The sequence below is a fragment of the Cupriavidus agavae genome (genome assembly GCF_004217045.1).
GTDB lineage: Bacteria > Pseudomonadota > Gammaproteobacteria > Burkholderiales > Burkholderiaceae > Cupriavidus > Cupriavidus agavae.
The window spans coordinates 49230-74799 of sequence record NZ_SGXM01000006.1 but is presented as its reverse complement, the minus strand read 5'-3'; the positions used below and the strand labels follow the sequence as shown (position 1 = coordinate 74799).

Here is a 25570-nt window from a genome sequence, read left to right as displayed (position 1 = left end):
GACTTCCACGTGCGGCGAGCACAGACTTATCTCCCCTTCCGATGTCCACCGCAGCACCTTAAGTGTTAGCCGCTGATATTTGGCTTGTCGGATTGCTCTCGATTACCCTGCTCGTCGTGCGGCGACACTTGCTCATTCATTATCTCGTTCGGCGTCTGCCCTATTTCCTTCTCCCCGTCATTGGATCCGCTCGGGGGAATTGCGTCGACCTCGGGTACGGGGTCTTGTCGCTCCGAGTTCGTAGGTTTTCTTGCTGGATTTCTACTGCTGGTCTCTTCGTGTTTCATGTCGGCTCCGTCGTCACGCGCTTTCTGGCGTTAGAAAGCCACTCACTGTCAAAATTTGATCACTGCCTTCACGCAGCCATCCGCCTTATCCCGGAACGTCTTGTACATCTCCGGTCCCTCTTCAATGCCAATTCGATGCGTGATCACAAACGTGGGGTCAATCTCGCCGGACAGGATGCGTTGCAGCAGATCGTCGGTCCACCGGTTCACGTGGGTCTGGCCGGTACGAACTGTCAGTCCTTTATTCATCAGCGCCCCCATGGGGATCTTGTCAACCAGTCCGCCGTAGACGCCGGGAACGGAGATAATTCCGGCCGGCCGGCAGACGTAGATCATTTCTCGCAACACATGCGGGCGGTCGGATTCCAGCATGACGGCCTGCTTGATGCGATCGTAGACAGAGTCGAGCGACGCCGTGGCGTGCGCCTCCAGTCCCACGGCGTCGATGCACTTGTCAGGGCCCTTGCCGTTGGTCTGCTCGTTTAGTGCCTCGACGATGTTCACGTTCTCAAAGTTCAATGGGATCGCTCCCAACGATTCCGCCATGGCTAGCCGCTCGGCCACTCGGTCAATCGCGATAACGCGCTGGGCGCCCATCAGCTTCGCGCTCAGGATTGCGAACTGGCCCACCGGACCCGCTCCCCATATTGCGACCACGTCCTCAGGCTGGATGTCGCATGCGGCGGCGGCTTGCCAACCGGTGGGCAGGATGTCGCCCAGGAACAGGACCGATTCGTCACTCACGCCCTCCGGGATCTTGACCGGCGCCACGTCGGCGTAAGGGACTCGCACGTATTCAGCCTGCCCGCCCGCGTAACCACCAGTCAGATGGGTATAGCCGAACAAGCCCGCAGTGGTGTGGCCGAACATCTTGTCTGCGGTCGCCTTGTTGCGATTGGTGCGCTCGCATACCGAGAAATTCCCGCGACGGCATTGGTCACACTCACCACAGATGATCGTGAATGGTACGACGACGCGGTCCCCAACCCTCAGGCGCTTGTTCTCGGCCCCCACCTCCACCACTTCACCCATGAACTCGTGGCCCATTACGTCGCCCTTCTCCATGCCGGGGACAAAGCCACCATAGAGATGCAGGTCAGATCCACAAATGGCACAACTCGTAGTCCTGATGATGGCATCTCGAGGATGTTCAATTATTGGATCGGGAACGGTATCGCAGCGAATGTCCTGTTTTCCGTGCCAGCAAAGCGCTTTCATGTCGGTCTCCATGGTCGAGTTGACCACCCGCATTGATCGTGCCGGGGACTTTTCAGAAACGCGATTTAGCCGCCCCATTCGCATGCACAGACAATGGATGCGTACCCTTCGCTCCGCCAGAGCTCATGGTCGCTATCCGCTGTCGCGCGACCCGGTAGGTTCGTCACTTCGCCGCGTGGCCACGGTGGTGACCGGCAGCCCCTACGGATTTGGTTCTGGTGGGACCGTAATGTAATTCTGGAGACTAAGGCGGCGCCCTTTTTGCGCTTTCGGGTACAGGGTTTTCCGGCGACAAGTAGGCAGCGTCGGTAGCGGCGGTCACGAAAGCCTAATGGAACGGAGTTTGCAGCTTGCCGCTGTCCGCGTCGTTCCCCCTCTCGCTGGAGCCATCATGTCCGAAGCCATACCACCCTCGTCCAGTCCCTCTGAGGGACCCAAGCCCCCCACGACGACGCTTATTCCATTTGCGGTGGTAACAGGTGCATCGACAGGAATTGGCTATCACCTCGCGGAATGTTGTGCAGCCGCAGGCATGGACGTGCTCATCGTCGCCGATGAAGCTGAGATCAATGCTGCCGCGACATCGCTGGGAAGCGGAGGCGTGACCGTAGAAGCGTTACAAGCCGACCTTTCAACCCGAGAGGGCGTGGACAGCCTACTTGCAGCGCTCCGAGGGCGGCCTGTTGACGTGCTCTGCGCGAACGCAGGGCGCGGCCTGGGGCGCGCCTTCGTGGATCAAGAGTTTAGTGAGATCGCGCGCGTGATCGAGACAAACGTGACGGGAACCGTGTACCTGCTGCACCACGTCGGACGGTCGATGCGCGCGCGTGGCCAGGGAAGGATCTTGATAACGGGGTCCATTGCGGGGTTGATGCCCGGTACTTATCAAGCGGTCTACAACGCCTCGAAGTCTTTCCTCGACTCCTTTTCGTTCGCGTTGCGCCACGAATTGCGCGACTCGGGCGTGTCGGTGACATGCCTCATGCCTGGCGCGACCGAGACAGAATTCTTCGAACGTGCCGACATGTTGGATACCCGTGTCGCGCAGGGGAACAAGGATGATCCAGCAGACGTGGCGAAGCAAGGCTTTGAGGCGATGATGAAGGGGGAAGGCGACGTCGTAACCGGATGGCAGAACAAACTGCGTGCGGCAATTGCCCACTTTACGCCTACGGATGCTTTGGCCGAGCAACACCGACACATGGCTCAGCCCCTCTCGGAGGATCCTTCACGAGGGACCAGTTGAGGAGTCGATGGGTCGCGACTTCAGAGGACGGCAGACACGAACGAAGATGATGGAAAGCATCCGACGTGGATAAGCGTCAATGCTGGTGAGCCGTAATGATGAAACGGTTAGGCTATACATCCTTAACACATCGAGCCTCGTATCCAAGAAGCTCAACCATCGTTGAATGCCAAACGTATTGCCGCCGTCGCTCTTAGGCGTTCAGTTCAAAGAAGTGAGGCGACGAACGCACCGCACCTCGGGATCGGGCGAAATCCATCGCTCAGTCGGAGGCACACCTACAGTCATATTGGCTTTCTGGACCTAGTGTGGTTCGTGCGAGCAACGCTGTCCGCCCGCGCCAAACCACTAAACCCCACCGGCGTAGACCATGGACAAATCGAAAATACCTACACAGCAAAAGGCGGCCCTATCCCTCTTGCTGGACGATCACCGCGCGGTGAAGAAATTGTTCAAGCAGTTCAGCGACGAGAAGGACGACGATGCCAACTTCACGCAGGCATTGTCCGAGGAGGGATCCGGGCCGCAAGGACATGCTGTTCGACATTGCTACAGAAGAGCTAAGCCACTTGGAGGTGATCGGCTCTTTGATTGCCATGCTAAATCGGGGAGCCAAGGGCGACTTGGCCGAGGGCGTGCAAGCTGAGGCGGAACTTTATCGCGCCCTGCAGGGCGCCGGCAACGACAGTCATGTGACGCAGATTCTCTACGGCGGCGGTCCCGCGTTGATCAACTCCGCCGGCGTTCCATGGACTGCGGCCTATATCGATACGATTGGCGAGCCCACGGCCGATCTGCGTTCAAATATCGCGGCCGAAGCGCGGGCCAAGATCATCTACGAGCGGCTGATGAACGTGACCGATGACCCGGGCGTCCAGGAAGCGTTGGGGTTCCTGATGACCCGGGAAGTTTCCCACCAAAAATCCTTCGAGAAAGCGTTGTACTCCATTACGCCGAACTTCCCACCGGGCAAAGCGCCGGTGGATCCGAAGTTTGCGAGCGTGTATTTCAAGATGTCCCAGGGTGAAGAAAGTCTGCGCGGCCCCTAGAATGCAGATTCCACATTTGCCTTCGTCGAGGATCCGCCTCCCGCCGTCGACGGGGGCGACGGCACCGCTACCGTGACACTCCCTGCGGAGCAAGAAGAAGCAGTGGATGCCTTCGCATTGCGCGGACAGTCGGATGTCGAAAGTGATCCCGTGACCGGTGTCGATTTGGGCAAGTTGGAAGACGATCCCGATGGCGTTGGCGCACCTGTGAAGGGCAGATAAGCGAGCATCCCTCCTGTCGTCGTTAAGCCGCCCGGCCCCGCCGGGCGGTTTCGCGAAGACGCAGTGCATAAGTCACGGTTCCAACATCAAACGACGCCCTCATGTCCGATTCGAAAGCTTCGATTGCCATCCCGCTCGGCGCCATCCTTGTCGCCTGCGCCGCCACTGCCTTGTGGGTTCGACATCGTGCGGCTAACGCCGAGCGGCAGTCCCCGCCCTCTGGGCATATGCTACACATCGATGGCGTGCGATTGCACTATACGGACCGCGGCGAAGTCCCGGCGGTAGTGCTGTTGCACGGCAATGGCGTGCAACTGGAAGACTTCACTGCTAGTGGCTTAGTCGACTCGCTTGCACGCCGTCACCGCGTAATTGCCTTTGACCGCCCAGGTTTTGGCTATACCGAGCGTCCGCGTCGCCGCATATGGACTCCACAAGCCCAAGCGACACTGCTATGGCAAGCCCTGAGACAGCTTGGCGTGGAGCGTCCAATCATTGTCGGACATTCGTGGGGTACCTTGACGGCCATTGCGATGGGGTTGGCTGAACCCGAAGAGGTATCTGGGCTGGTTCTAGTGTCTGGCTACTACTATCCGACCGCCCGGCCCGACGTTCTGTTCAACATTCCCGGTGCTCTTCCTCTGGTTGGCGATGTCTTACGCTACACCCTATTGCCGCTGGCATGGCGGCTAGGACTAGCCCGAGGCGTGCGAACGATGTTCGCCCCCGCGCCGGTTCCTCCAGACTTCCTTGATATCGTCCCCCGAGAGATGATGCTTCGCCCGATCCAGCTTCGGGCCGCCAGCGAAGAGGCAACGTCCATGATCCCAGCCGTAAGCAAGCTGCGCAAGAGCTATCACCAGTTGACGATGCCGGTCGCAATCATTGCGGGGCGCGACGACACGATTGTTGACGTGAGCCGCCATAGCGAGCGTCTTCATCACGATATCCCGCACAGCACCTTGACAGTCGAGCCCGGCGCCGGCCACATGGTCCACCATAGCCATGCGCTCGCAGTTGTGAATGCCGTCAGTGCCCAAGCGGGCACTGGGCTGCATCTTGTCGTGGGGTGAACAGGACCAAAGTCCGTTGCTCAAACCTACCCGGCTTCTAGGCAGGGGAGCGTTCGGCGGGCCGGCAAGCTGCTCGCAAATCCTTCGAAAGGCAGGAGAGACGAATGAAATTTATGCTAACTGCACACCGCGGGCGAGCCATCGCGATGCTCGGCTCGGCTCTCCTGCTGTCTGCGTGCGGCGATCGCCAAGCTGCTTCACCTGTTACCGCGCCAGGGTCCCCGACCGCGGCTAAGACACGAGTGCTGGAGGCCGGCGCGTCGGCACTACAGACTACCCCGCCGATAGAAGCTTTGAATACTTACCTTGATGGCTTTCACTTCTACAACGGTCAGATGGATCACCAGATGGAAGCCCATCACTTCTGCAGCGTCCTGAATGAGGATGTCACCCAATGCGTCATTTACGACAGCAACGCCCGCGATGGGAAGCTCATGGGCGTGGAGTACATCATCAGCGCCAAGCTGTTCGCCGGTTTGGAAGCGTCGGAGAAAGCGCTGTGGCATAGCCACGTACATGAAGTCAAGTCGGGCCAACTCGTGGCGCCCGGCATTCCCGATGTGGCGGAACACGAACTGATGAAGAAAATCATCGGCACATATGGGAAGACGTGGCACACCTGGCATACGGATCAACAGAAAACGCTGCCCTTGGGCATGCCACAACTGATGATGGGATTCGTAGCCGATGGTCAGGCCGCCCCCGGAATGGTTACGGCCCGCGATCACAGACTAGGAATCGACTCTCGACAAAAGCGCGAGGAGCGCGAACCTATCCCGGCGCCGCTGGTCGACCCAGGCGCCGACGCCTGGCAGCATGGACGCGTCGTACAGATACCTCCGCAGGCGGGCGGATCCAAACATCCATAACGTTCTGGGGTACCCCCACCTTGCAGGCGGCTCATCAGGAAATGGCCTGCTCAAGCGCACCCGGTAAAACAGGCGCGTTGACGCATAGTGCAAATGCCATGTCCCGTAGACGCCGGGCAGCCGCGAGGAAAGCCAGCGCGCTTGGCCATCAGAGTCGCCTTGGACGTCTCGCCAGAAGAACCTCGACGCTGGTTTGAATACTGCTTGAGGAAGCCATACAGTTTTCGCAACGCATGAATCTGTCGTGCTCCAGTGCAGTAGGCGGTCGTGGCCGACTGCGCGGAGGTTCCGGCCCGCCCGCCTCTTCGTGGCGGGCCTCTTTTTTTGTTGAAGAACGAGCAACCGATGTTTGGAGAATGCTCCCGATTTCACGTACGTTGCGTGGACCTGGTGCGAGACCCTTACTTCTTACTCACCCAAAAAAAATCGCCACGGCGGGGGTGAGTCGTGGCGCAATGGACTACAAGGGGCCGAGTGCTCGGCCGCTAGGAGAATGGCATGGGACAGTGTTCGGCGCATCGCCCGAATGGGTGTTCGCTTCACACACAGCCGACCCAAGGTGTGAGCGCCCTGACTTCTATGGAAGTTGTTGTGGTGTCCCGCAAACCCACGAACCGTTGACTGTCTGGCTGTGGCCTGGTGCTAGATGGGCTCCGACTCCTCGACATAGTCGTCGGCCATCAACAGCACCACGGGTTGCGCATGGCCGCCCCACCCCGGCACGACGTCGATAGATCGCACCGGCCCGGTGTGGTGCCCCATCAAGGCGTGAGCGAGTGTATTCCCGTATCCCTCGCTGGAGGCTTTCTGAAGAGAGAGGATCAGTTCGTCCACGGTCAGGCCGACCGGTTTGAGGATTTTCATGATCATAGGTTCGCGTTCGACGAGAAAAAAGGACAAAGAACACTGCAGCTTTAGGCAAAAGGCCGGCTTCCGTCGCATCTACGCCGTTCGTTACCCCGCAGCAGAGGGCCATCGGGTGTACACGACGACGTCAATCCTCACTGCTCCACTGCCGTGCCGGTCGCCCATTCGTCTCCGGGCATGATCCGCTTCATGAACTGGTCAAAAAGAGGCACGGTGAACGCGGTGTCTCCGTGAGTCGGACTCCATATCATGCCCTTCAGTATGAGGCTGCTGCGGGTGGGACCGAAAGATTGGACATTGCGACCGAGTTGTTGGGCAATATCTCCTGAGCGGTGTGGACCCGCACCAAGTTCGGCCATGGCCCTCAAGTACCGCTTCTCCGCAGGCGTCAGCCGATCGAACCGAACTCGGAAAAAGCTCTCGTCGAGTGCCGCGATTGCTTCGGTCGATGCTCCTACGACGTCTTCTCCGGTGATCGGGCTTTGGAGCGCAACATCCCAGGCATGTTTGCCCCATTCCTGCAGAAAATACGGATAGCCGCCCGTCTCGGCCAGGATTCTTGCTACGGCCTCTGCCTCAAGTTCAACGCCTTCGTCGGCGGCCGGTTTAACGAGTGCCAGGGTAGCGTCAGCCGTTGCCAAGGGGCCTATTTCGGGAAAATCAAATAGTCGCTCGGCGTAGGATTTTGCTTCTCCCATCCGACCGCGCAGCTGCGGTAGTCCAGCGCCGACGACGGTAACCGGCAATTGACGTTGAATGCAACGATGGAGCGCTGAAATAAGCGCTGCCATTTGATCCTCCTGCACGTATTGCAGTTCGTCAATGAAAATCACCAGTACCGTATCGGCATGCTTCGCGGCATCCCCTGCCTGCTCCAGGAGCGCGGTCAAATCGCCTTCCAGGTCTCCGTTGTCGGCCAAGCCGGGCTCCGGATCGAAGTCCAATCCCACTTCAATGTCGTTATAGGTGACCTTTAGCTTGCGGGCGAATCCGGCAAGCGCACGCAGCCCCCGGATCGCATAGTCCCTTGCCGCCTCCACTCTGCTCAGGCGAAGTAGTGCCAAACGAAGCTGGGGAGCAAGCATGGCAGGTAGCGACTTGTTCTCCGGGGCCTCGATACGGATGGTATGGGCGCCGGCGGCTTCGGCATCCTGTCGCATCTTATCCAGAAGAACCGTCTTTCCGACTCCCCGAAGGCCGACCATCAGCACGCTTTTGGCATGGCGACCCCGACGCAGCCTTTCGATACACACACGGACCGACTCTCGGACGTCACCACGACCGGCTAGTTCCGGCGGCGGGCTCCCAGCACCTGGAGCGTAGGGGTTGAGGACTGGATCCATGTGTCTATTGAAATTAGGGAGTTTATGAATTTTACATAAACTTCCTAACCTTTGTACATCCTTGCCCTGTTTGTGCGCCAAAGCACCAATGCCTGCCGATAAGAGGCTTAATAGGCATCTTAACTACCGCGGGGATGTTAGGCCTACCGGCTCACCCGTTATGACTCAACGCAGCCGCCGAGCGAACGATCCGTGCCACAGGCTCCACGCTCGCAGTGGATGACTTCCTCACGCAGCGCGAGTTTTGCTGCCCGCATCAGCACGAGGCTCACCGCCGCAAAGGCGACCCGCCGGATTGCGCCGATATTTCGGCATTCCGTCTTCGTTGCTCGAGGGCGGCCAGGGCGCCTTCGAGCGTAACCAAGATCGCCGACGCATGATGGGAATCCTGCCCGCTTAATTCCAGTTCCGCGATGACCCGGCGCTGCGCGGCCACTTTGGCCTGCAGTTCGTCAATATAGCGGCTGATCATCACAGCGTCCCGCAACGCGCTTCTGACCATTTTTCGTCTCCTCCCGAGAATGCCTGCTTTAACGCTAGGCGATCTGGAAAATTTCGACTGTCGGCGGCGGTCTGACGTCCTGCACGATCTTTCGCGGCGTGAAAGACCTTCGGAGTGCGACGGGCCTACGAAGTCCGGCCATTGGGCTAGTTCGCACTGGACCGTGGCTCGAAATCCCCGTCCAAGCGCTATGGCGTGTGCGCATCCCTTGCGCACATCTCGCCTGCCGCGCAAGCCCTCAGTCAAACAGGGCGTATTACGAGGGGGCGCGAGCAGAGATGTTCAGGAGGTAGTTCGCCGGCGCGAGCTTCAGAGGCCGAGGTCACTAGAGGTATAGCTAGTGCGATTCGTTACACCAGGGGGCCTTGGACGCTAACAGGCGGGAGCACACTGCTTGAGTTCGGGTTCCGCGGGCTAGTCAGGGGGGTCGCCGGCCGCGGGCCGATGCCGGCCACAGCATTGGCCGACGTAGATAATCCTCAGGCTGAGTCATGAACGACCTTGAGCCCTCGTTTCGATGCGAGGGTCAACGTTTTGAGATTCACGGCAATCAGCCGGAGAATCGCGTTTCAGACGACAGGAAGTGGCAGAACATCGTCGTCGCACTGGCACCGCCAGTAGACCAGAACCTCTGCTCCGTTCTAAAAAAGAACGAAACACGTCGGTGCGCCACTCGGGATACGCCTTCAATATGTGTGCCGACAGATGGCGCCGACACAATAATCGCCGTCATGCGGTCCGCATGATTCACTTCGATTCGATTAGGAACTGCAGCGCTGCGTAGTGAGGGTTACAGGACCAGACCTTTTTCCCGTCGCGATAAAAGTTGGCCCATCCGTCTTTGACCACAACTTCAGCTTCAGGAAAGACTTGCGAATGACCCGCAAGCAGGGCCTGCAAGCCATTCGCCTCTTTGCATTTTGCGCGATATCGGCCTTCGGCCAAGGGCTTGTCGGATTTCACCGTAGTATCTCTCGAAACTTTTCTGGATTGCCAACTACGCCTAGAGCCGCATGTGGCAAGACATCCTGCGTCGCCAATGCTACGCCGTCGGGGATCCAACGGCATGCGCGGCATCACGGATTCGCTGGGCGGCTTCCAACGGACTGTCCGCCACCTGATTCCATTCCCAATCCGAATGCCACCATTGTATGACTTCTGCCGCGTCAATCAGACTCTTGGCTCTCACCACGCCCGTCACGTTAGCAAAGACGGACGCCCACCAGTCCGAACCCTCGGCATCCTTCGCCAAGGGATCCATCGCTTCTCGGTAGATCTGTTTCACCTGCTCGAGCGTCATTTCCATGCGAGACCCTTACGAACTGACCTCAAAATACTTCACCAAGTACTTCCGGGGGACAGCATCGACCGCGGAGCCGTTTAGTCGCTCCATATACAAGCAGTACCCTGCGAATGTCGCTCCTGTCGTCTCGGCCCGATAGAGTTCTGCCCGGGCGACCAGGTCTTCGCAACTACCACAAAGCGAATCACCGTTTGGTAGAACCCAACCCTCGGCCACTTTACGACCACAACAAGCGCAAATCCGACGTTTACTTGCCGGGGGAGAAACCAGTCGACCCGTTCGGGGACTAGGGTGACGGATATCAAAACGCTTCATTGGGCTGAGGAAAGGATTCTTGACCTCCGAGTGACCGACTCCGAGGTTACCCAGCAATCATAGCAGCCACAGGATGAAGTCAACCTTTGCGTCGTGGAGGCGAACCGTCGAGTGCTTCGGCTCGGTTAAGCTCTGGCCTGCTTGATGCCAACAATATTATCAAACATGCCCCAGTTGAGCTTCTCCATACTTGCGAGCATGTGGGGCGCGTGCAGCAACAGGCGCTCACATTGAAGGCACGCGAGCTGTGTTCGGCCGGCGCGATGGATGCTACAGGCACTGAAGAATTGCCGCCGCGACCTGCTCTGAGCGTCCCCATCCATCAGTCTGGAGATACCAGTTACGTTCGCTTGAGAGAAATTGCCGAACCAACAGCGACATACTTCCGCAAGCGCATCGAGTATTCGACGTGCCCGTCATCGAGGAGGACTAGTAGCGGTTCGCGCCCTTGATGTTAAGCCTGGTCAGAAAGCCTATTCGCTGCGATGGCTGCGCCGCCGTATACGCCCGCACCAGCGACAGCGCACGACTGCAGTACCGCCGGCCATCCCCATGCCGCCCGCGGCGAGGCTGCGACCACCCAGTGCCGCGAGACCAGCCGAACTAGCAGCTGCACCGGAGAGCGTTCCGCCTGCGACTCCGAGGCCTGCGGCGCTAGCTGCAGCCCCGATAGCGGGAGCGAAGGCTAGCGCCGCGCCGCCCGTAGCTACCGCGCCCAGCTCGGCTGCGCAGTGGTTCCGGGATTGTCGGAAACGACGTCAGCGACGGCGCCTACACCATCCGCGACCATATCGACCGCCCCACTCGCCACGTCGGACGCCACGTCCACAACAGAGTTGGCGGTTTCCACAACGGTATCTACAACCGAGGATGGCCGAAGCAACCGTAGTGGCCAGCAGCGAAACAAAGCTCTCAAAGCTATTGGCGATTACTCGCTTCGTATCCTCATCCCGCCCGAACGTGATTACCTGGCCGCCGGTTACCATCGTGTCAGAGTCATAGTCCAGCCCGCCCTACATGTTTCCGCTGCCATCTGTAGTCAGAGGTATCCACAGCCGATTCGTGTACAGCGGCTTTACATACCCTTCTGGGCGCGATGGCATGAAATCTGCACAGTCCGCGTTCATTTCAGCTTCAGCAATTGGACGCCAGACTTCCCATTCGCTGCGTATATCGTCGACCGACAGGAGTAATGCTCCACCGACGAGTCCAACATTTCCGTCTTGACCATCATGTACGCCCAGAAACGCTCGAAGGCCTCCGGGGAAACTGACACCAGATGCTGCTCGAGTTCGGCAATCCTTTCGGCCGATGCACCGGGGCGCAAACGCAACTGGTCGAGGCACTCCAGGGTCGAAAGCGCTCGCTTTATGCGAATCCACTGCTCATTCATTTCTAAGATAGAGAAGGCGGGACACGTCAATCATAGAAATCACGATACATGTCCCCGCAGTGATAGTCCCGGTAGTACCGCCACACCCCTGCCACAATGCCAACGATACTCAAGACCGGCCATACGGCGTAAAAGAGCGGGAAAGCGGGTTCGCACTGAACCTTGGCTAGCCTACTACCAGCCATGCAAGGAATCTCGTTGACTGCGGTGGCCGCCAAGAAAGCTATGACAGCAAATAGCCACCAGCGTACAGCCTCAAGGGCGAATCGATACTGAAGTTGCTGCAATGATGGACGACGGCGGCGCCTTGGCATATTCGATTGAGGTGAAATGAATATGCCACTCTGCCTCATGTCGGCTCAGGCGGCTCCCCTCAACAGTGGGATGTTGTGCGCCGGTAACTGTCTCGGTCGGCAAAATATCTCGATTGGAAATCGCTCGACTGAAGGACGATTCGACTGCCGGGGGAGACTTGGCGAGTCCGAGCGGCGACATTTCTGATTCGCTCCCATCCGCGGCGGAACGCGTCGCGCAATGCAGCCTCTCCGGCTTGGCCAGGCACTTCTGAGCGAGCGCGTCTTTAGAAAGCGCCCCTTGCAGCGGCTTGTACACAAGGTCATGTTCAACTTCTGACCACGCGTGCATGAGGACCGATGCAACCTGAACTTCAACTTTTGCCTCAGCAAACCTCATACTCGCGTCAGTTAGAGAAGTCTCTCGTAACTGCAAACGATTGGTCGCCCAGTACCCGGAAAATGGGCTTCTTGAAGGGAGGCTTCTCTGACCCCTCGAACGGTTTCACCTCCGCCACTGTGAATCTCTCGCGGATGATTTTATCTACTTCCAAGCGCTCGGCGGGGAAATATAGAGCAATTCGGACTCCCGCCAAGTCGACGATGGTCGCCCATACGCCTAGGACACCAATCAGGACCAAAACGCTCACGCGCCAAACCTCTGGCTTACCATCAGGTGTGAGGTTGTGCAACACCCATGAAGCTACCAGACCTATCGCAATCGCCAGCAAAGCCATAGCACCAAACGAGAGGCCGCCCATGACTTTTGTACCCTTCTCATGCTTTTCCTGGCGCCCCTCCCAGTACTCAACCGGCGCTCGCAGCGCCATCTTCTCCCGAAAGGTATCTTCTAGCGTTTTCATTCGGCCCTGATGAGCTGCAAGTGCGTCGTCCTGGGCCTTCTGATTCGTCTCCATGAATCCCTCGAAGAGAGCTTCTTGGTTTGCACCGATAGTGGAGACATCTGCGGACACACTTTCATAGTTGCGATGGAGCGCACTGTAGGCTTCAGTCTTTTCGGCGAGCAAGCGCTCCGCGCTGACCCGTGTGTCGGACATGCTCTCCAAGGCGGCTTGATAGGCACGGGCCGGAATGCCATCAGTCGGAATCTGCTCTAACACACCAGCTAGGAATCCGCGCCAAGAGGAGATATCTCGCGCATCAAACTGGTAGTTGTTTGCGCCGTGCATGCGGGTATACAGGTAAGCCACAGCCTCCATCGGGTCTCGACTGCGAATCTCTTCCACCGCGTGAAACAGGGGCGAGCTCGAATGAGGAAACGCTCGAGCGATGAACGTGTCCTGAATGGATGCCTGGATTTGCCCATAGAACTGTGCGGCGGCCCCAGGGGTATTCGCTTCATACTGCATTGCCTGCTGGGCATGGCCATGCGCATTCCGCAGTGGGCCTATATTGCTGTCGATTGCCCCTCGATAGTTGCCACCGCCGACCGAACTCAGCCAGGACCACGCCTGAATCTCATGGTCAACCCACTGGAATAGCTCATTGGCGCTCGTCGGAGCTAGCACCCCACCATTGGCTCCGAGGTCTAGTGAGAATAGCGCAAGAGGCGGTGCCTTCGGGATATCGTCTTCGGCCATATGTCCGTATTCTGTGTTGAGTGTCCGCATATCTACCATGTGCGGCTTAGAGAAAACGGTTCACTTTACGGTCTGACCGAGCGGTCGGCGCCCCTACTACAGAGGGATAGATTGCCCGTCTGTCCCGCGGACGTCAGCCTGGGCCTCACGCAGCATCATCCGCTATCGCGCGCGGCGCGACTCGTACTTTCTCGACTGCATGAGCTGATTCCCCCTATGACCCGGCCCGACTGGAACGAAAGCGATATGCGCCGGTAGAAGCGCGAGTGCACTCGGAACGGCTGGGCACGCTCGGTTTCGCTTGGTCCATGGCCCCGTCCGAAATACTCGGGGCGCCGCTACTCGCTGACGTACAAGACCGAGGTTTGGTACGATCATTTCGTCAGACACGTATCGTGAGTTTTGGACTTACTTCCGTCTCCTAAGTAGAACTGCGACTCCGGAAGACCATGGCCCTCCCGAGTTCGCGAAGACAAAGGACTTCGGCGTCGCTTCAGTGGTCAGGCTTCAGAATTACTCAAACTGCCCAGATATCTAAGCATCCGGCCATTAACGTCCTTGACGACGGTAGGCAAAGCCTAATGTGAAACGAGAGGGAGTTATACCGTGGGCGCGCCGAGAGTCGCGAGCTCGCCAGCGACGGCCTAGGGCAGCAGTTCATCGATCCCGTTTATCGGGTGGTCGGCGATGCGGCTCAGCACATGACTCAGGTATGGATGGCCGCCATGGTATCGGAAAAGGCTCTAGCGGGATTTGAGATATGTGAACTTTCACGCATCCCGAGTCTCTGCGTGTGTCAGGCCCATCGCCGATAACTCCTAGTCTTCGTCTTACTCCATCTACGTTTTCCGCCCGCCCTGTTGTTGCGAGGGTTGGCATCGGTGTCTTTGCAAGGCATGCACACCCGCCCGTAACCACCCTGCCCTGACTTCAGGGCAGGATCATAGAATTTTGACAACGAAAATATCTCCTCGCAACGAGAGCAGGCCTTCATTTCCTTGCTGGCCAGTCCAGCCGCCTGTTTTTGCAAGTCCGCGACGCTTTCGGAGATCGTCTCTCCCAAGGCCATTTCGACCAAGTCCACCAGTCGACCGGATAGCGTGAGGATCGGGTCGACACCCAGATTGAACCGGTTGATCCGGAGGAAGCGATAACCGTAACTCTCCAAGGTCAATTGCCGCTCAACATCTGCACTATTGAGGTAGCGCTGGTGGTTTCCGACGTGAATCTGCCGCCCCTTCTGGAAGTGGAACTCGAACCCGTCATACTCGATGACGATATGCATAGGGCCCTTCTCGGTGCGGTAGATCACCAGGAAGTCCACGCGCCAGGCTGGGTGCTCATACGTCGGATCGAGCTGGCGGAGATAGTCGCCTACCGGGAACTGGGGAATGATCTCGATCTCTCCCTGATGTTCCTGCACGAAGGGGGTCTGTTGGATCCAATCGAGAACCTTCGCCTCCATTGGACTAGACGCATCCGTTTGGTCAGCCGATGCCGCGCCCCGTTCAAGGGCGTCGGCGTAATAGTTCAGCGCCTGCCCTATCGCTCCTTTGTACTCGGAAAGGGGCATTGAGTGGACAAACCACACCATCTCCTGGGCCCGGCTGAATCCGACGTTCAGACGCTGCACCTTGAGCTTGTCTTCGACCGACTCCTGTGCGTTCTCCAAGGCCACCGGGAAGATGAAATTGAGTGCATCATTGCCAGGCGTCGCCACCATCGAATACATGATGATGTTGCGCTCCTCGCCCTGACACGAGTCGAAGGTCATCACTTTCAAGCGAAGCTTGTCCTCGAACTCGCGGCCTCTGGCATGGCCGAAAAGCAGCTTCGACAGGTAGGTCTGTTGCTCCCTGAATGGTGTAATGACGCCCACCGTCGGCGGGTCCTCTTCCTCGATCAGCTCGAGAAGCTGCTCAAGAATGAAATTCCCCTCGGCCTCATTGACGCCCCTTGTGCACCGGTAGTCCTCGGTGTCCACCTCGTCGAACTGGATGACCTCATCGACGGGCACACCGCGGATCTTGATCGCTTGTAGCTGGTGTCCATAGAACGTGCTCGACGAATAGCCGATCAGTTCCTTGTAGGAGCGGAAATGCTTGCGGAGCATGACAGAATAAGACGCGCCGAGATTGCAGAACTCGAGAATCGAACGTTTAACGTCGAACATCGAAAGGCGCTCAAGTGCATCCGCCTTATCGCTGATCTCAGAACGGAAGTGGTTGACCAAGTCCGCGCGATACTTGTCATTCGTCGCGATGCTGGCGTTCGACGACTTGACGTTCGAGAACTGCTTGCTGTCACCCAAGACGACAATCTTCTTCGCGCGTAGCAGCGCCGGCAGAGCTTGTGCCACGCTCACCTGCGACGCCTCATCGATCACCACCACATCAAACAGGTCCGGCGCCAGCGGCATGAATTCGCCAAACTCACGGATGCTCGCGACGATCACCGGGAATGAGTTCCGAACGCTAGCGAACTTCTCTTCCGGAAACTTCTGCCCGCTTGCAATTACGCCCGCCAACGCACGAGCATCGGCACGATGCTCGTCCATGAACTTGATCAAGCGCGCATCCACGTGGGAGTTCATAATCGACGTATTGAGGCGCTCAAGAGAATCCTTGGTTCCTACATAGTCGAACGCCGGGGCTTTCGCGAAGGCGGCGTGGTTCTCAAGCCATTCGCGCAGAAACACGATGGCTAACACCCACAGTCTGGCGTCCGCCTTCGGTAGCGCCATCAGTGCGTCGAAGATTGCGGGATTCGCCTTCTGCAGTGCGCCGAAAGCCTTTAGCGCGATAGCTGCGGCCTGGGATGGTTCCTCCCCACGCGCCAGACGTTGATACGCGAGCGCGAAGTGGGCGTCGAGTTTCTCTGCCTCGAGAGCCCGTTGTAGCAGATTGGCACCCACCACAAGGTCATAAAGTGCGAAGGCGTCTTGCTTAAGAAAGAGCGGTCGGCTAGTTGGAAGCTGATTGAGCCTTGCCTCCAACTCCCTTACCCTTGCTCCCCTGAAGAGATAGCCGAACATTGGCATCCGTAGATGCTGGTATTTAACGAGAAGATCCTGAATCGCTCTCACCTGTTCGGGCGTAAGCTTGTCAAAGAGGTTCCAGCTCGTTGACTCCGCGCGCGGCGCGGTCGTGCTCATGCATGCGTCCAGGCGCACCCGCTCTCGCAGGGCCGTCGCGTCGTCAGCGCCGTCAGCGATGAGCTGCGCCACGTACTTTTGAAGCACCTCACTCTGTTCGACGATCGCCGCCAACTCTGGCAGCAAGCTTGAATCGGAAACCTTGCGAATTTCCCCGAGAATGTTCGGCGCACGGTCCGCCAACTCGAACTCGTGCTGATGCATTTGCTGGAGGGCGGCAATTCGCACCTGGCCAAGGACCTCGACAGTTTTGTCAATCGATTGTTTGAGTTCCGTGGTGCGCATCTCACGCTCGGCATCCAGCGCCTCGCGATTGGCCCGCGTCGCTTTCGCGTAGGCGCCGATTTGCGTGACGGTAGCGTTAGACGTCAGCTTACGGAAGTTGGCGTTCTGCTGACCCAGGCGGAGGATGGGATTTGGAAAGTCGCGATCGTGACGCACCCGGGACATCGCGTCGGAAAGCTTCGATACGACGACATCTAGCGCCTCGGTCTTGTCGGACAGGACCAGGCATGACTTGTTGTTGAAGGCGCAGTCTGCCGCAATCGCTGTAATCGCGTGTGACTTCCCGGTGCCCGGCGGCCCCTCGACGACGACAATCTTGCCTTTTGGATTCCTGACCGCGAGCAGCACCTTACGCTGCTCCTCGTTAAGCGGGATGGGGGAGTCGAACACCATCCGCTCCACCAGCGGCAACTTCTCCCATTCGTCTTCAACCTCGGCGCGAATCGACCCCGCGTTGCCCATCAGGACACCTTCGACTAGTCCCTTGAACAGATCCGCAACGTTCGAGCCGCCGCGGTTGAACTGATCGATCATCTCCTCGTAGTCGTTGATGAGCGCTTCATCTGACCGCTCATAGGCCGCGAGGTAGAGAGCGCTCGACAGAGACACGCTCGCCGTCGCCACTTCTGACGCGGCCGAGGAAAAGTCAATCTGGCCGCCGAGATCCGTTGCATTCGCCACCTTGCGAAAGAGCGTCCGCACGATCTCAAAGATGCTCTGCTGAGGTGTGATGTAGGTAATGCGTTCAGTGATTGGGCTGACCCACTCCCGCTTCAGACCAGCCCCCAGTTCTTGGAGGACGAAGTCGATTGCCGAGCGGTTCGCGTACAGATGATTGACGATCTTCAGGGAGTAGCCAGAGCCGTCCTCGCTGCGCGTGACATGGACGGGGACGAAGAAGAGCGGGTACTGAGCATTGCGGTACTTTAGCGCACCGAGATAGAGATAGAGTTGCATGGAGTCGCCGGTGGCGACATACGTCTCAATATCCCTGAACTCGAGATATGCATCAGCCGCGACGAAGTTCTCAAAGAAAGCCTGCAGGCCGGCACGCATCCCTTCCATGTTGAGGAAGTTGATTGCGGCATCCACGAGCGCCGTGTCGTCAGTTGTCGCCAGAAGCTTCGCCAACACCTCCGGCAAGACCCGATTCAGGTCACCGCAGACGCGGGCGGTCAGGTCGGACTCTGCCGCGAGCAGCGAATCTATTACCGAGTAGGCTTGCTGACGCAGGGGGCCATCAAGGTGCGCCACCAACGGCCTGATCACCTGCGCCCCGACCTCCTTTGCTAACTCTTCCTGGACTGAATCGATCCACTGCTCGGGATTCTCGACGGCGGAAGTGTAGGTACTCCGCGCAAATTCGATGACGGCATTGCGGACCGAGACAAGAGCCGTTTCGGGAATGGCGTGGATCTGCTCTTGAATGACCTTGCGAAGCGAGGCGCTGACCGGGCGCGTATAACGCCTTGGCGTCATCGGCAACGTCAGCTCTTCCCCCGTTGGCTTGCTCAGCAACGCCCACAACTCGAGGTCGAGCGCAGGATATGGAGCGGTACGCATCCCGGCCCGAAAGCCCGTGTCGGACGTCAGGACAATTCGCCTGCGAGGCGTCTGTGCGCGCTTAAAGTCACTTTGAAGGAAGTCCCGAAAATAGCGAGACACACGAATTGCAATTTCGCTCAGCTTGTGGTCGTCCATTTTGTTCGATGGTGCATTTTTTGACCCGCTAACACGGAGGCTTAGCTCGCCGTGGAAGGCTGATCAGCGATAAAAGGCACAACTAGGTCCGCTACCGAGACAATACGGAATCGGTCGCTTCAAGCGCCTGCGTACACAATTCGACCACTAGGAAGTCGCGATCCTACGATAACTCGAAGTACTCGCATCTAGTCAAGCCGCTTCGGGAACAGTTCCGACCTTATGCGCGTCTACTTCCGAGGGCCGCGAGGTCCTTCGACACCAGCGCGCTAAAACGCCCGCTACAGCCTAGGCGGGAAAAATGGAACATTTCGCGCACGCCTTGAGCGCTCGAAAGGCGGAGAGTTTCATATCGGACGACCGGAATCTGTCGATTGTCCTTGAACCGGCGATCCGGTGATCCATTTCGATTTACGTAGCGCCAAGTGTGTCCGATGACCTCTGCGTCTGACGGCACGTTGTCACTCTCGATGAACTGTGTCTGCCCACTTTCCGCCTCGAGACTTTGGTACGAACACGCAGCAATTCGTTTGCCGTCTTCCATCAGTATCCGGTCCGGATAGAAGAAAAACCGCATCCGGCCCGTAGTGATAGAAGGCACATCGATATTGCACTTGATGGTTGCCACATTTCCGTAGCTCATGCTCGCCGCCTTGCGAATGACCTGAGAGCCGGCTCCGGCGTGATAACGACCATCCAGTACCCGGCCTTCTGCCTCAACGCGCCAGGCACGATTGCAGGTTCGCATCTCGTCAAATCCCGCGAGCATGCGTTCATAAGACTGGTTAGAATCTTGTTCGAGGTCATAAATCAAGACCACGGAACGCCGCGCCGCATCCCAGAAATACAGCCAGACTGTAGCAACAATCACTGTGATGAATGCCAAGAGGCCTACCACTTGCATCCCTCGATTTGCCGGCTCTGCATTGTTAGCTGCCAACAGCATCGCCAGCACAGCAGTTGCCACAAGCGGAATGGGCCATACCGGGTTCATTTTGCTCTTGGCATCAATCTCCGAGAACAACGCATCGGCACTGGAATCGGACAGTTTCCCAATATCCGCTGATTGAATCACCTCAAGCGGCGCAACCGTAGAACTACCGCTGGGTAGAAAGCGCTGGCCTGCGGCAGCATCTCGATCAGCCGGGGGCTGCGGGAAGCGTTCCTGATGGTCAGCTCCGCTCGAATGCCGATGCCGGCCACCCAGCGATTGCCGGTAGGTAAAGCCGCCAGCAGACACCGACACGTAGTGCCCACGCGGGCCTGAGCCAATACGAAAGCCCGGTACTCCGACCGAGACACCGACGCCCTTGCCCGAAATATTGAAGCGAAATGGCCCCGCCGAAATCGATTTGCGGTAAGACAGCCCCATATCATCCCCCCGTCTCAAATTTTTTTCCGGGCGGCCTCCACAGCCAGATTGCGACCATGCTCTCGTTCGCAATTTCGGCACCTCACGCGTAGCACGGTATCCCTCTGGACATCGGGGATTCCCACGCCTTCGCGAACAAGGCGCTGTCCATGAAAGCCATGCGCATGGACCTTTTCTGCCACCCAAACGCAAATGCTAGCACCTCATGATGGCTAAGTGTATGCCTCACAAGTAGGTCGCAGTATCTCGAATTCCAGAGGCGGCTATGTCCGATCCCGGGCATCCGGGCAGGCTCCTCCCATCGGATCCCGCTGCTCGTCAAGCCCTATTCGGCGCTGGTCGAAACCTGTGCCACATCAACCGCCTGAGTTTTCTACCACAACACGCTGCTATATCGATAACAAACATTAGCGATACCGCTGCGGCTTTGGGCCAAACGGCCGAAGCCCCTTGCCCCCAATCCCCCTAGAATGGATCAACGGTGTAAGCAGCCCTGCTCCAGATGCATCGCCAAATGCGTGTACAAGATGCCCTGCGGTCATCTGACATGTAGAAAAACATCGCTACAGAGATAACTCTAATTATCCTTGTAGGGAAGAGTAGTGGGGCCGGTTTCTTCATACTTGCCCGCTTTCCACTGCTCGATCCGACCAAGCGCCTTCATTCCGCTGACTTCGAAGCGGTTTGCCACGGAGACGGTGAGGTTGGGTCGAAAGTAGCATTCGATAGCCCACGCGCGCTCGCACTGAACTGGTCTGAATAGCTGGACTACCTCACGGGATCCTGGGCGCGTGGCATATTCTAGATGTCCTATCTCCGCCAAGGCCTGCCAATGGCCGTGGGCGCAAGCACCGCGGATGTCGCTATCGATTGGCTTCGACTGCGTCTCTGTCGTCGCCTGGCAACGTTCGCAACATGAGACGTCTCGCCTAAGCCTGCCCCAATTTATGCGCCGAAGCCAATGACCACAGTCCCTGCACGATGGCCCCATACTCCGCAGAGGAAGTCGATCGAACAGAGGAACTGCACCCGCTCAACCCTGAGTGCGCAAGCGTGTATGACCCGCTATGATGCAGAAGCCTATTGAAGCGCGAGACTGCGCCCTCCCTCACGGCCGATACTGGGCCATCCCTCACGAACCCTTCCCTTTGGACGGCCCGAATGGACACGATGAAGTCTATCCAGGCGCTGAATGCATCAGCGACGGCCTATGGGTAAGCTTCGTCCGCAATAGCGAAGAGGTGTGGGCTTGTAACGCGACATATGCTGCAGCACATTTTGACTGCCTGCAGATTGCGAACGCTCCTTCCTCGCCGTCGAATGCTTAGCCTTCGCCCCGGCGATATCACTTGTCCTCCCCGCGAGGACCCCGCCACCTACAGCTGAATTTGACTGCCTGCAGATTGCGAACGCTCCTTCCTCGCCGTCGAATGCTTAGCCTTCGCCCCGGCGATATCACTTGTCCTCCCCGCGAGGACCCCGCCACCTACAGCTGAACAGCGTACGCCCTTCACTAGATACAACGGCGCGCTGCAGGCGCCTGGCAGAAATCTGTTCTCTTGCTCCCAAGAATTGGTATTCCAGCGCACCAAGATGGACGCGATCCTGTGGATTAGGACCACCATGGCGCGAAACGGTATAACGTTCGACCAGCTTCATGCGACAGGATGTTTCGCAAGTCCCGAACTCCTGCAACATGCTAGGGTGACGGTGAAATACAAGGACGCCCGAGGTCATGCATGGGACGGAATGGGAAGTATCCCTGAATGGTTGCAGCGCGCAAGGCATGCGCGCCAATCGATAGATCATTTCAAGGTTGACTAGTACCGACATTCGGGCGGGTTTTGACGAACCAGGTTCGCCTGACGAAGCATTTTGATATAGGATGGATTCATTCATCCATCACTGAGGGAATCAAAATGGCAACCTATAAACAATTGATGGCGGAAAAGGCGGCTTTGGAAGCAAAGCTGCACGAGGTTCGTGCGGAAGAAGTTGCCGGTGTGATCGCAAAAATTCAGGAACTCATGGCCGACTATGGATTGACGGTCGATGATATTGCAAGGAAGCGTGGTCGCGGCCGTCCTGCAAAGGTCTCCACCGGCGCCCCGAAGACTCCGCTGCCCCCGAAGTATATGGATCCCAAGACTGGCAACACTTGGTCGGGTCGGGGCCGCGCTCCTGCATGGCTGGGAAAAAATCCGAAGCGCTTTCTGATCGCCGAAGAGGCTGCTTAGCATATTAGTACCGTCCGGCTCCCCGTCGATAGCATCTCTTTTTAGGGTAGCGTTGGGGGGGAAGGCCTCCGAATGAGGCTGGACGAGTCGATTCGTACAAAAATATTGCACGGCCGCAATGGTTTCTATAACTGTTCGCTGCTACACTCCGCCTCCGTCGAAAATGCATCTCAACGGAGAAAGAATTTATGGCCGTAGCAAAGACCGTAGCCCCCACGAAAGCACGCGCAGCGAAGAAGCCTGCTGTGGCGGCTAAGAAGGCCAGTGTTCTGGTCCGCGAAGTGAAAACTGCGCAGAAGCAACTGGACAAATTGCGTGCAGATCTGGCCAAACAGGTCGCAGCAGGCAAGAAAGCCGTGGCCAAGGCGCGCCTCGAAGTTAAGAAGCTGAAGGACACCGCGCGCGCCGCCGTCGCGGCCGAGAAGGCAGCAGCGAAGGCTAAGCCGGCGGCTAAGGCCGGCTCTGCAAAGAAGACGGCAGTCAAGAAGGTCGCCACTAAGAAAGGCGCGATCAAGAAGACCCCGACCTTCAAAGCTGCTCCCAAGGTTGTCAAGGCAGTGAAGAACACCAAAGCTGTGAAAGTTACCCGCCCCGCCGATGCGAAGGCCACGCCGAAGAAGAGCGTTCGGGTGACAAAGGCATCGAAGCCGGCCGCCACACCGAAGGCGAAAGCCGTCAAAAAGCAGACGGCAATTGCTGGCCCGGCAACGACTAGCGGAACGCCCGCCCCGATGGTCGCAGAAACTACTGCAGTCTGAGATCGCACCGCTGAAAGTCACGGACCAATGTAGGATCAAAGGGCCCGAGGCTTTCTACCGCGCCTGACGTCGTGCAGCCATGCACCTTCGGAACCTCATGGGCGCATGTCGCTTAATGATCGGCGATCCACCGTTTTGCCCGATTGGACTGCCGACCCATGTCGACGCACAATTCCCGAGTACTGCCTGAAAAGCGCTTAATGGCCCGACACGGGAATTGTGCGAGGGATGCAACCGTGGACGCATACCTCCTCGAGCGTTCACCCCTGTCGACTGCGCGAATTGCGACTCTAGCGGTGCAAAACCCACACAGGCACGGCCTTCCGGACTCTGCTGCTATTTAAGCTATGCGTGGTGGCGTCGGAAACCGTGTCAGATGACGACAAGACAGCTATGCCAAGGCTGGCATTCCGATAGCGCGTCACGCCGAATACCGAGCGGAGACTGCCGGCGATGAGATGCTAAAGATCGAAACCGCTCTCAGTAGACTGCGGCCCTGTTCATCCAATGCAGACGCCGCCGCCGCGGCTTCCTCGACCAGCGCAGCATTCGGCTGAGTCGTTCCGTCGATCTGCGTCACTGCGGCATTCACCTGCTCGATGCCGCTCGTCTGCTCCATCGACGCCGCAGCGATGTCGGCGACCAGCCGGGACACCTGCCGGACGGCCTCGACGATTTCTTGCATTGTGTGGCCGGCACGATCAACCAGGGCCGCACCGTCTCTCACCTTACTTGCCGATCCTTCGATCAGCTCCCGGATTTCCTTCGCGGCGGACGCGCTGCGCTAGGCCAGCGTCCGGACTTCATCGGCGACTACCGCAAAGCCGCGGCCCTGCTCACCGGCTCGCGCCGCTTCGACTGCCGCATTCAACGCCAGAATGTTCGTCTGGAAAGCGATGCCTTCGATGACACTGATGATGTCCACGATCCGTTCGGAACTCTTTGAAATGTCCCCCATCGTCGTCACGACATCGCCCACCACTTCTCCGCCCTGCCCTGCTAAAGTCGCTGCGCTGCGTGCAAGCTTGTCCGCGTTCCCGGCGTTGTCGGCGTTCTGTTTTACCGTCACGGCGAGTTCTTCGATACTGGCTGCTGTCTCCTGGGAGAGCGGAAGCTTGCTCCTCCGTACGCTGAGACAGGTCGGCATTGCCCTGTGCAATCTGCCCTGATGCCGAAGCCACCGACTCGCTGGTCGTTTTGATGTGCTGGACGATCTCCGCCAGCGTGAGTCGCATGCGGTTCATGGCGTATAGCATGCTCGAAGTATCGCCTGGACGCAGCGCTACCTCGACGGCGAGGTTCCCTTCTGCCACCTCGCTCGCGACACGCGCTGCGTACGCGGGTTCCCCGCCCAACTGCCCCACGATACTCCGCGTCAAACTGACGGCCAAAGCGACAATAAGAATACCCATCGCGAGCAATGCACCCGCCATCAAGGCGCGAGCCGACGAGTAGACGGCGTCTACTCGTTTGCCACTCAGGTCCGAACCGGAGATGTTGTGAGCGACGGCCTGATCGATGCTTTTCTCCAGTTGGTGCCGAACCTTGAAAGACTCGCCACGCAGCATTGCGAGTGCGCCTTGGCGATCTCCACTGCGCGAAAGCGCAACAAGTTGCTTGTTCACCGACAGGTATTGCTCCATCAGTCCAGTGCTCTGGCGGTACGCATCACGCTCTGCTTGCGATGTGAGGAGCGTAGCCAGCACCTGCTCCGAAGTCTTGAGTGCGTCCAGCTGTTCGCCCATCATGCCTTCATACTTGTCGAACTCCTCATTCGTCGCCGACAGTACGTGCTGAAGCTCCGAAGTCCGGTAGGCGTTCAATTGGGTCTTCATCACAAGGGAGTGTCTGACTGAAGGTATCCACTTGTCCTTGATGTCACGCGTGGCCTCGCCGACCTGGCTGACTTCAAACAATGAGAATGCTCCCATCGCGCACGTCATGCCTAACACGAGAGCGAAGGCCGACATGATCCGCCTGAAGACGGTCATCTTCTCAAAAAATTTCATTACGTTGTACTCCGAGATCCAATCTACATCGCGGGACCTCGTCGAACAGCCCCGCCTCTTCTTCCGCATTGGTGCCATTTTCGTTGGCATTTCCAAGACTTCACTACCGGAAAAAGCGAGTTAAGTTTGACGTCAGGACGGCGTATATCGGGCCCTTCCGAAGAGGGGAGAAGTCGCCGCTCTCCTCTATCGAGCGCGGCGGTGATGGACTGGAGATGGCGGCAGGGGCGCAGTCGTTGCACCGTTTTGAGCCAGATCAACAGTGGTGTGCAATACGTCTGCTTAGCTTCAAGTTAAGTCCGCGAGGCACCGATATGATCACGCCACCGGAGTTCCCTGAGCGCACTATTTTGTCGCGCAGTGGCTCGCTCTGACAGCTCTTTCCTGGCTGACCTCCCGATACGCTCATTTGTCCTACTACGTGCTTTTGCCGTATCCAGATGCCTACGCGTCTTGCGGCGGAAGAAAGGAAG

The 25570-nt window shown here is 58.0% G+C and carries 16 protein-coding genes and 3 pseudogenes; 6 read left to right on the top strand and 13 right to left on the bottom strand.

The genetic code is table 11. The annotated features are described in order from the left end of the window. Positions 1–335: 335 nt before the first annotated feature. Positions 336–1505, bottom strand: coding sequence for a zinc-dependent alcohol dehydrogenase (locus tag EV147_RS19290; RefSeq protein WP_130392851.1), 1170 nt, complete (start codon positions 1503–1505; stop codon positions 336–338). A 391-nt stretch (positions 1506–1896) separates the two neighbouring features. Between EV147_RS19290 and EV147_RS19285 the strand changes: the two genes are divergently transcribed. The 4 genes and pseudogenes from EV147_RS19285 to EV147_RS19270 all read left to right on the top strand — a co-directional run bounded on the left by EV147_RS19285 (position 1897) and on the right by EV147_RS19270 (position 5964). Continuing rightward, positions 1897–2751, top strand: coding sequence for an SDR family NAD(P)-dependent oxidoreductase (locus EV147_RS19285; protein WP_130392850.1), 855 nt, complete (start codon positions 1897–1899; stop codon positions 2749–2751). A 490-nt stretch (positions 2752–3241) separates the two neighbouring features. After that, positions 3242–4022: pseudogene (locus tag EV147_RS19280) on the top strand (manganese catalase family protein); the annotation flags it as partial. 101 nt (positions 4023–4123) lie between these two features. Then, positions 4124–5095: an alpha/beta fold hydrolase gene (locus tag EV147_RS19275; RefSeq protein WP_130392849.1), complete on the top strand. Its 972-nt coding sequence runs from the start codon at positions 4124–4126 to the stop codon at positions 5093–5095. Between the two features lie 104 nt (positions 5096–5199). After that, a complete protein-coding gene (locus EV147_RS19270) occupies positions 5200–5964 on the top strand; it encodes an OBAP family protein (RefSeq protein WP_235844829.1) in 765 nt (254 codons plus the stop codon). Between the two features lie 642 nt (positions 5965–6606). On the opposite strand, the gene EV147_RS19265 is transcribed toward EV147_RS19270, so the two are convergent. From EV147_RS19265 to EV147_RS19220, 10 genes are all read right to left on the bottom strand, one after another. Continuing rightward, positions 6607–6834 carry a hypothetical protein gene (locus EV147_RS19265; RefSeq protein ID WP_130392848.1) on the bottom strand — a complete coding sequence of 76 codons (228 nt, stop codon included), beginning with the start codon at positions 6832–6834 and terminating at the stop codon, positions 6607–6609. Between the two features lie 131 nt (positions 6835–6965). After that, positions 6966–8174 (bottom strand): ATP-binding protein, encoded by a 1209-nt coding sequence (locus tag EV147_RS19260; protein ID WP_130392847.1) that lies wholly within the window; start codon positions 8172–8174, stop codon positions 6966–6968. A 268-nt stretch (positions 8175–8442) separates the two neighbouring features. Beyond that, positions 8443–8676, bottom strand: coding sequence for a hypothetical protein (locus EV147_RS19255; protein WP_130392846.1), 234 nt, complete (start codon positions 8674–8676; stop codon positions 8443–8445). 747 nt (positions 8677–9423) lie between these two features. Further along, complete coding sequence (locus tag EV147_RS19250; RefSeq protein WP_130392845.1) at positions 9424–9639, bottom strand: hypothetical protein; 216 nt, start codon at positions 9637–9639, stop codon at positions 9424–9426. A gap of 79 nt (positions 9640–9718) precedes the next feature. After that, positions 9719–9982: a hypothetical protein gene (locus EV147_RS19245; protein WP_130392844.1), complete on the bottom strand. Its 264-nt coding sequence runs from the start codon at positions 9980–9982 to the stop codon at positions 9719–9721. A gap of 1960 nt (positions 9983–11942) precedes the next feature. Then, positions 11943–12380 (bottom strand): hypothetical protein, encoded by a 438-nt coding sequence (locus EV147_RS26160; RefSeq protein ID WP_198680296.1) that lies wholly within the window; start codon positions 12378–12380, stop codon positions 11943–11945. 7 nt (positions 12381–12387) lie between these two features. Beyond that, the gene (locus EV147_RS26155) at positions 12388–13581 is read right to left on the bottom strand and encodes a DUF6161 domain-containing protein (RefSeq protein ID WP_198680295.1); all 1194 of its coding nucleotides are present in this window, start codon (positions 13579–13581) and stop codon (positions 12388–12390) included. A gap of 644 nt (positions 13582–14225) precedes the next feature. Continuing rightward, positions 14226–14291 carry a hypothetical protein gene (locus tag EV147_RS26430; RefSeq protein WP_407923264.1) on the bottom strand — a complete coding sequence of 22 codons (66 nt, stop codon included), beginning with the start codon at positions 14289–14291 and terminating at the stop codon, positions 14226–14228. An 86-nt stretch (positions 14292–14377) separates the two neighbouring features. Next, entirely contained in the window at positions 14378–18721 is a 4344-nt protein-coding gene (locus tag EV147_RS19225; RefSeq protein ID WP_130392842.1) for an AAA domain-containing protein, read from the bottom strand. A gap of 220 nt (positions 18722–18941) precedes the next feature. Next, entirely contained in the window at positions 18942–20093 is a 1152-nt protein-coding gene (locus tag EV147_RS19220) for a DUF4236 domain-containing protein (protein ID WP_130392841.1), read from the bottom strand. Between the two features lie 1919 nt (positions 20094–22012). Here EV147_RS19220 and EV147_RS19205 point away from each other — a divergent pair. Together EV147_RS19205 and EV147_RS19200 are read left to right on the top strand one after the other, a co-directional pair. Further along, positions 22013–22330: an H-NS histone family protein gene (locus EV147_RS19205; protein ID WP_130392838.1), complete on the top strand. Its 318-nt coding sequence runs from the start codon at positions 22013–22015 to the stop codon at positions 22328–22330. 188 nt (positions 22331–22518) lie between these two features. After that, complete coding sequence (locus tag EV147_RS19200; RefSeq protein WP_130392837.1) at positions 22519–23088, top strand: hypothetical protein; 570 nt, start codon at positions 22519–22521, stop codon at positions 23086–23088. 421 nt (positions 23089–23509) lie between these two features. On the opposite strand, the pseudogene EV147_RS26315 reads toward EV147_RS19200, so the two are convergent. After that, a pseudogene (locus EV147_RS26315) lies at positions 23510–24235 on the bottom strand (methyl-accepting chemotaxis protein). A gap of 316 nt (positions 24236–24551) precedes the next feature. Beyond that, positions 24552–25079: pseudogene (locus EV147_RS26310) on the bottom strand (MCP four helix bundle domain-containing protein); the annotation flags it as partial. Positions 25080–25570: the final 491 nt, after the last annotated feature.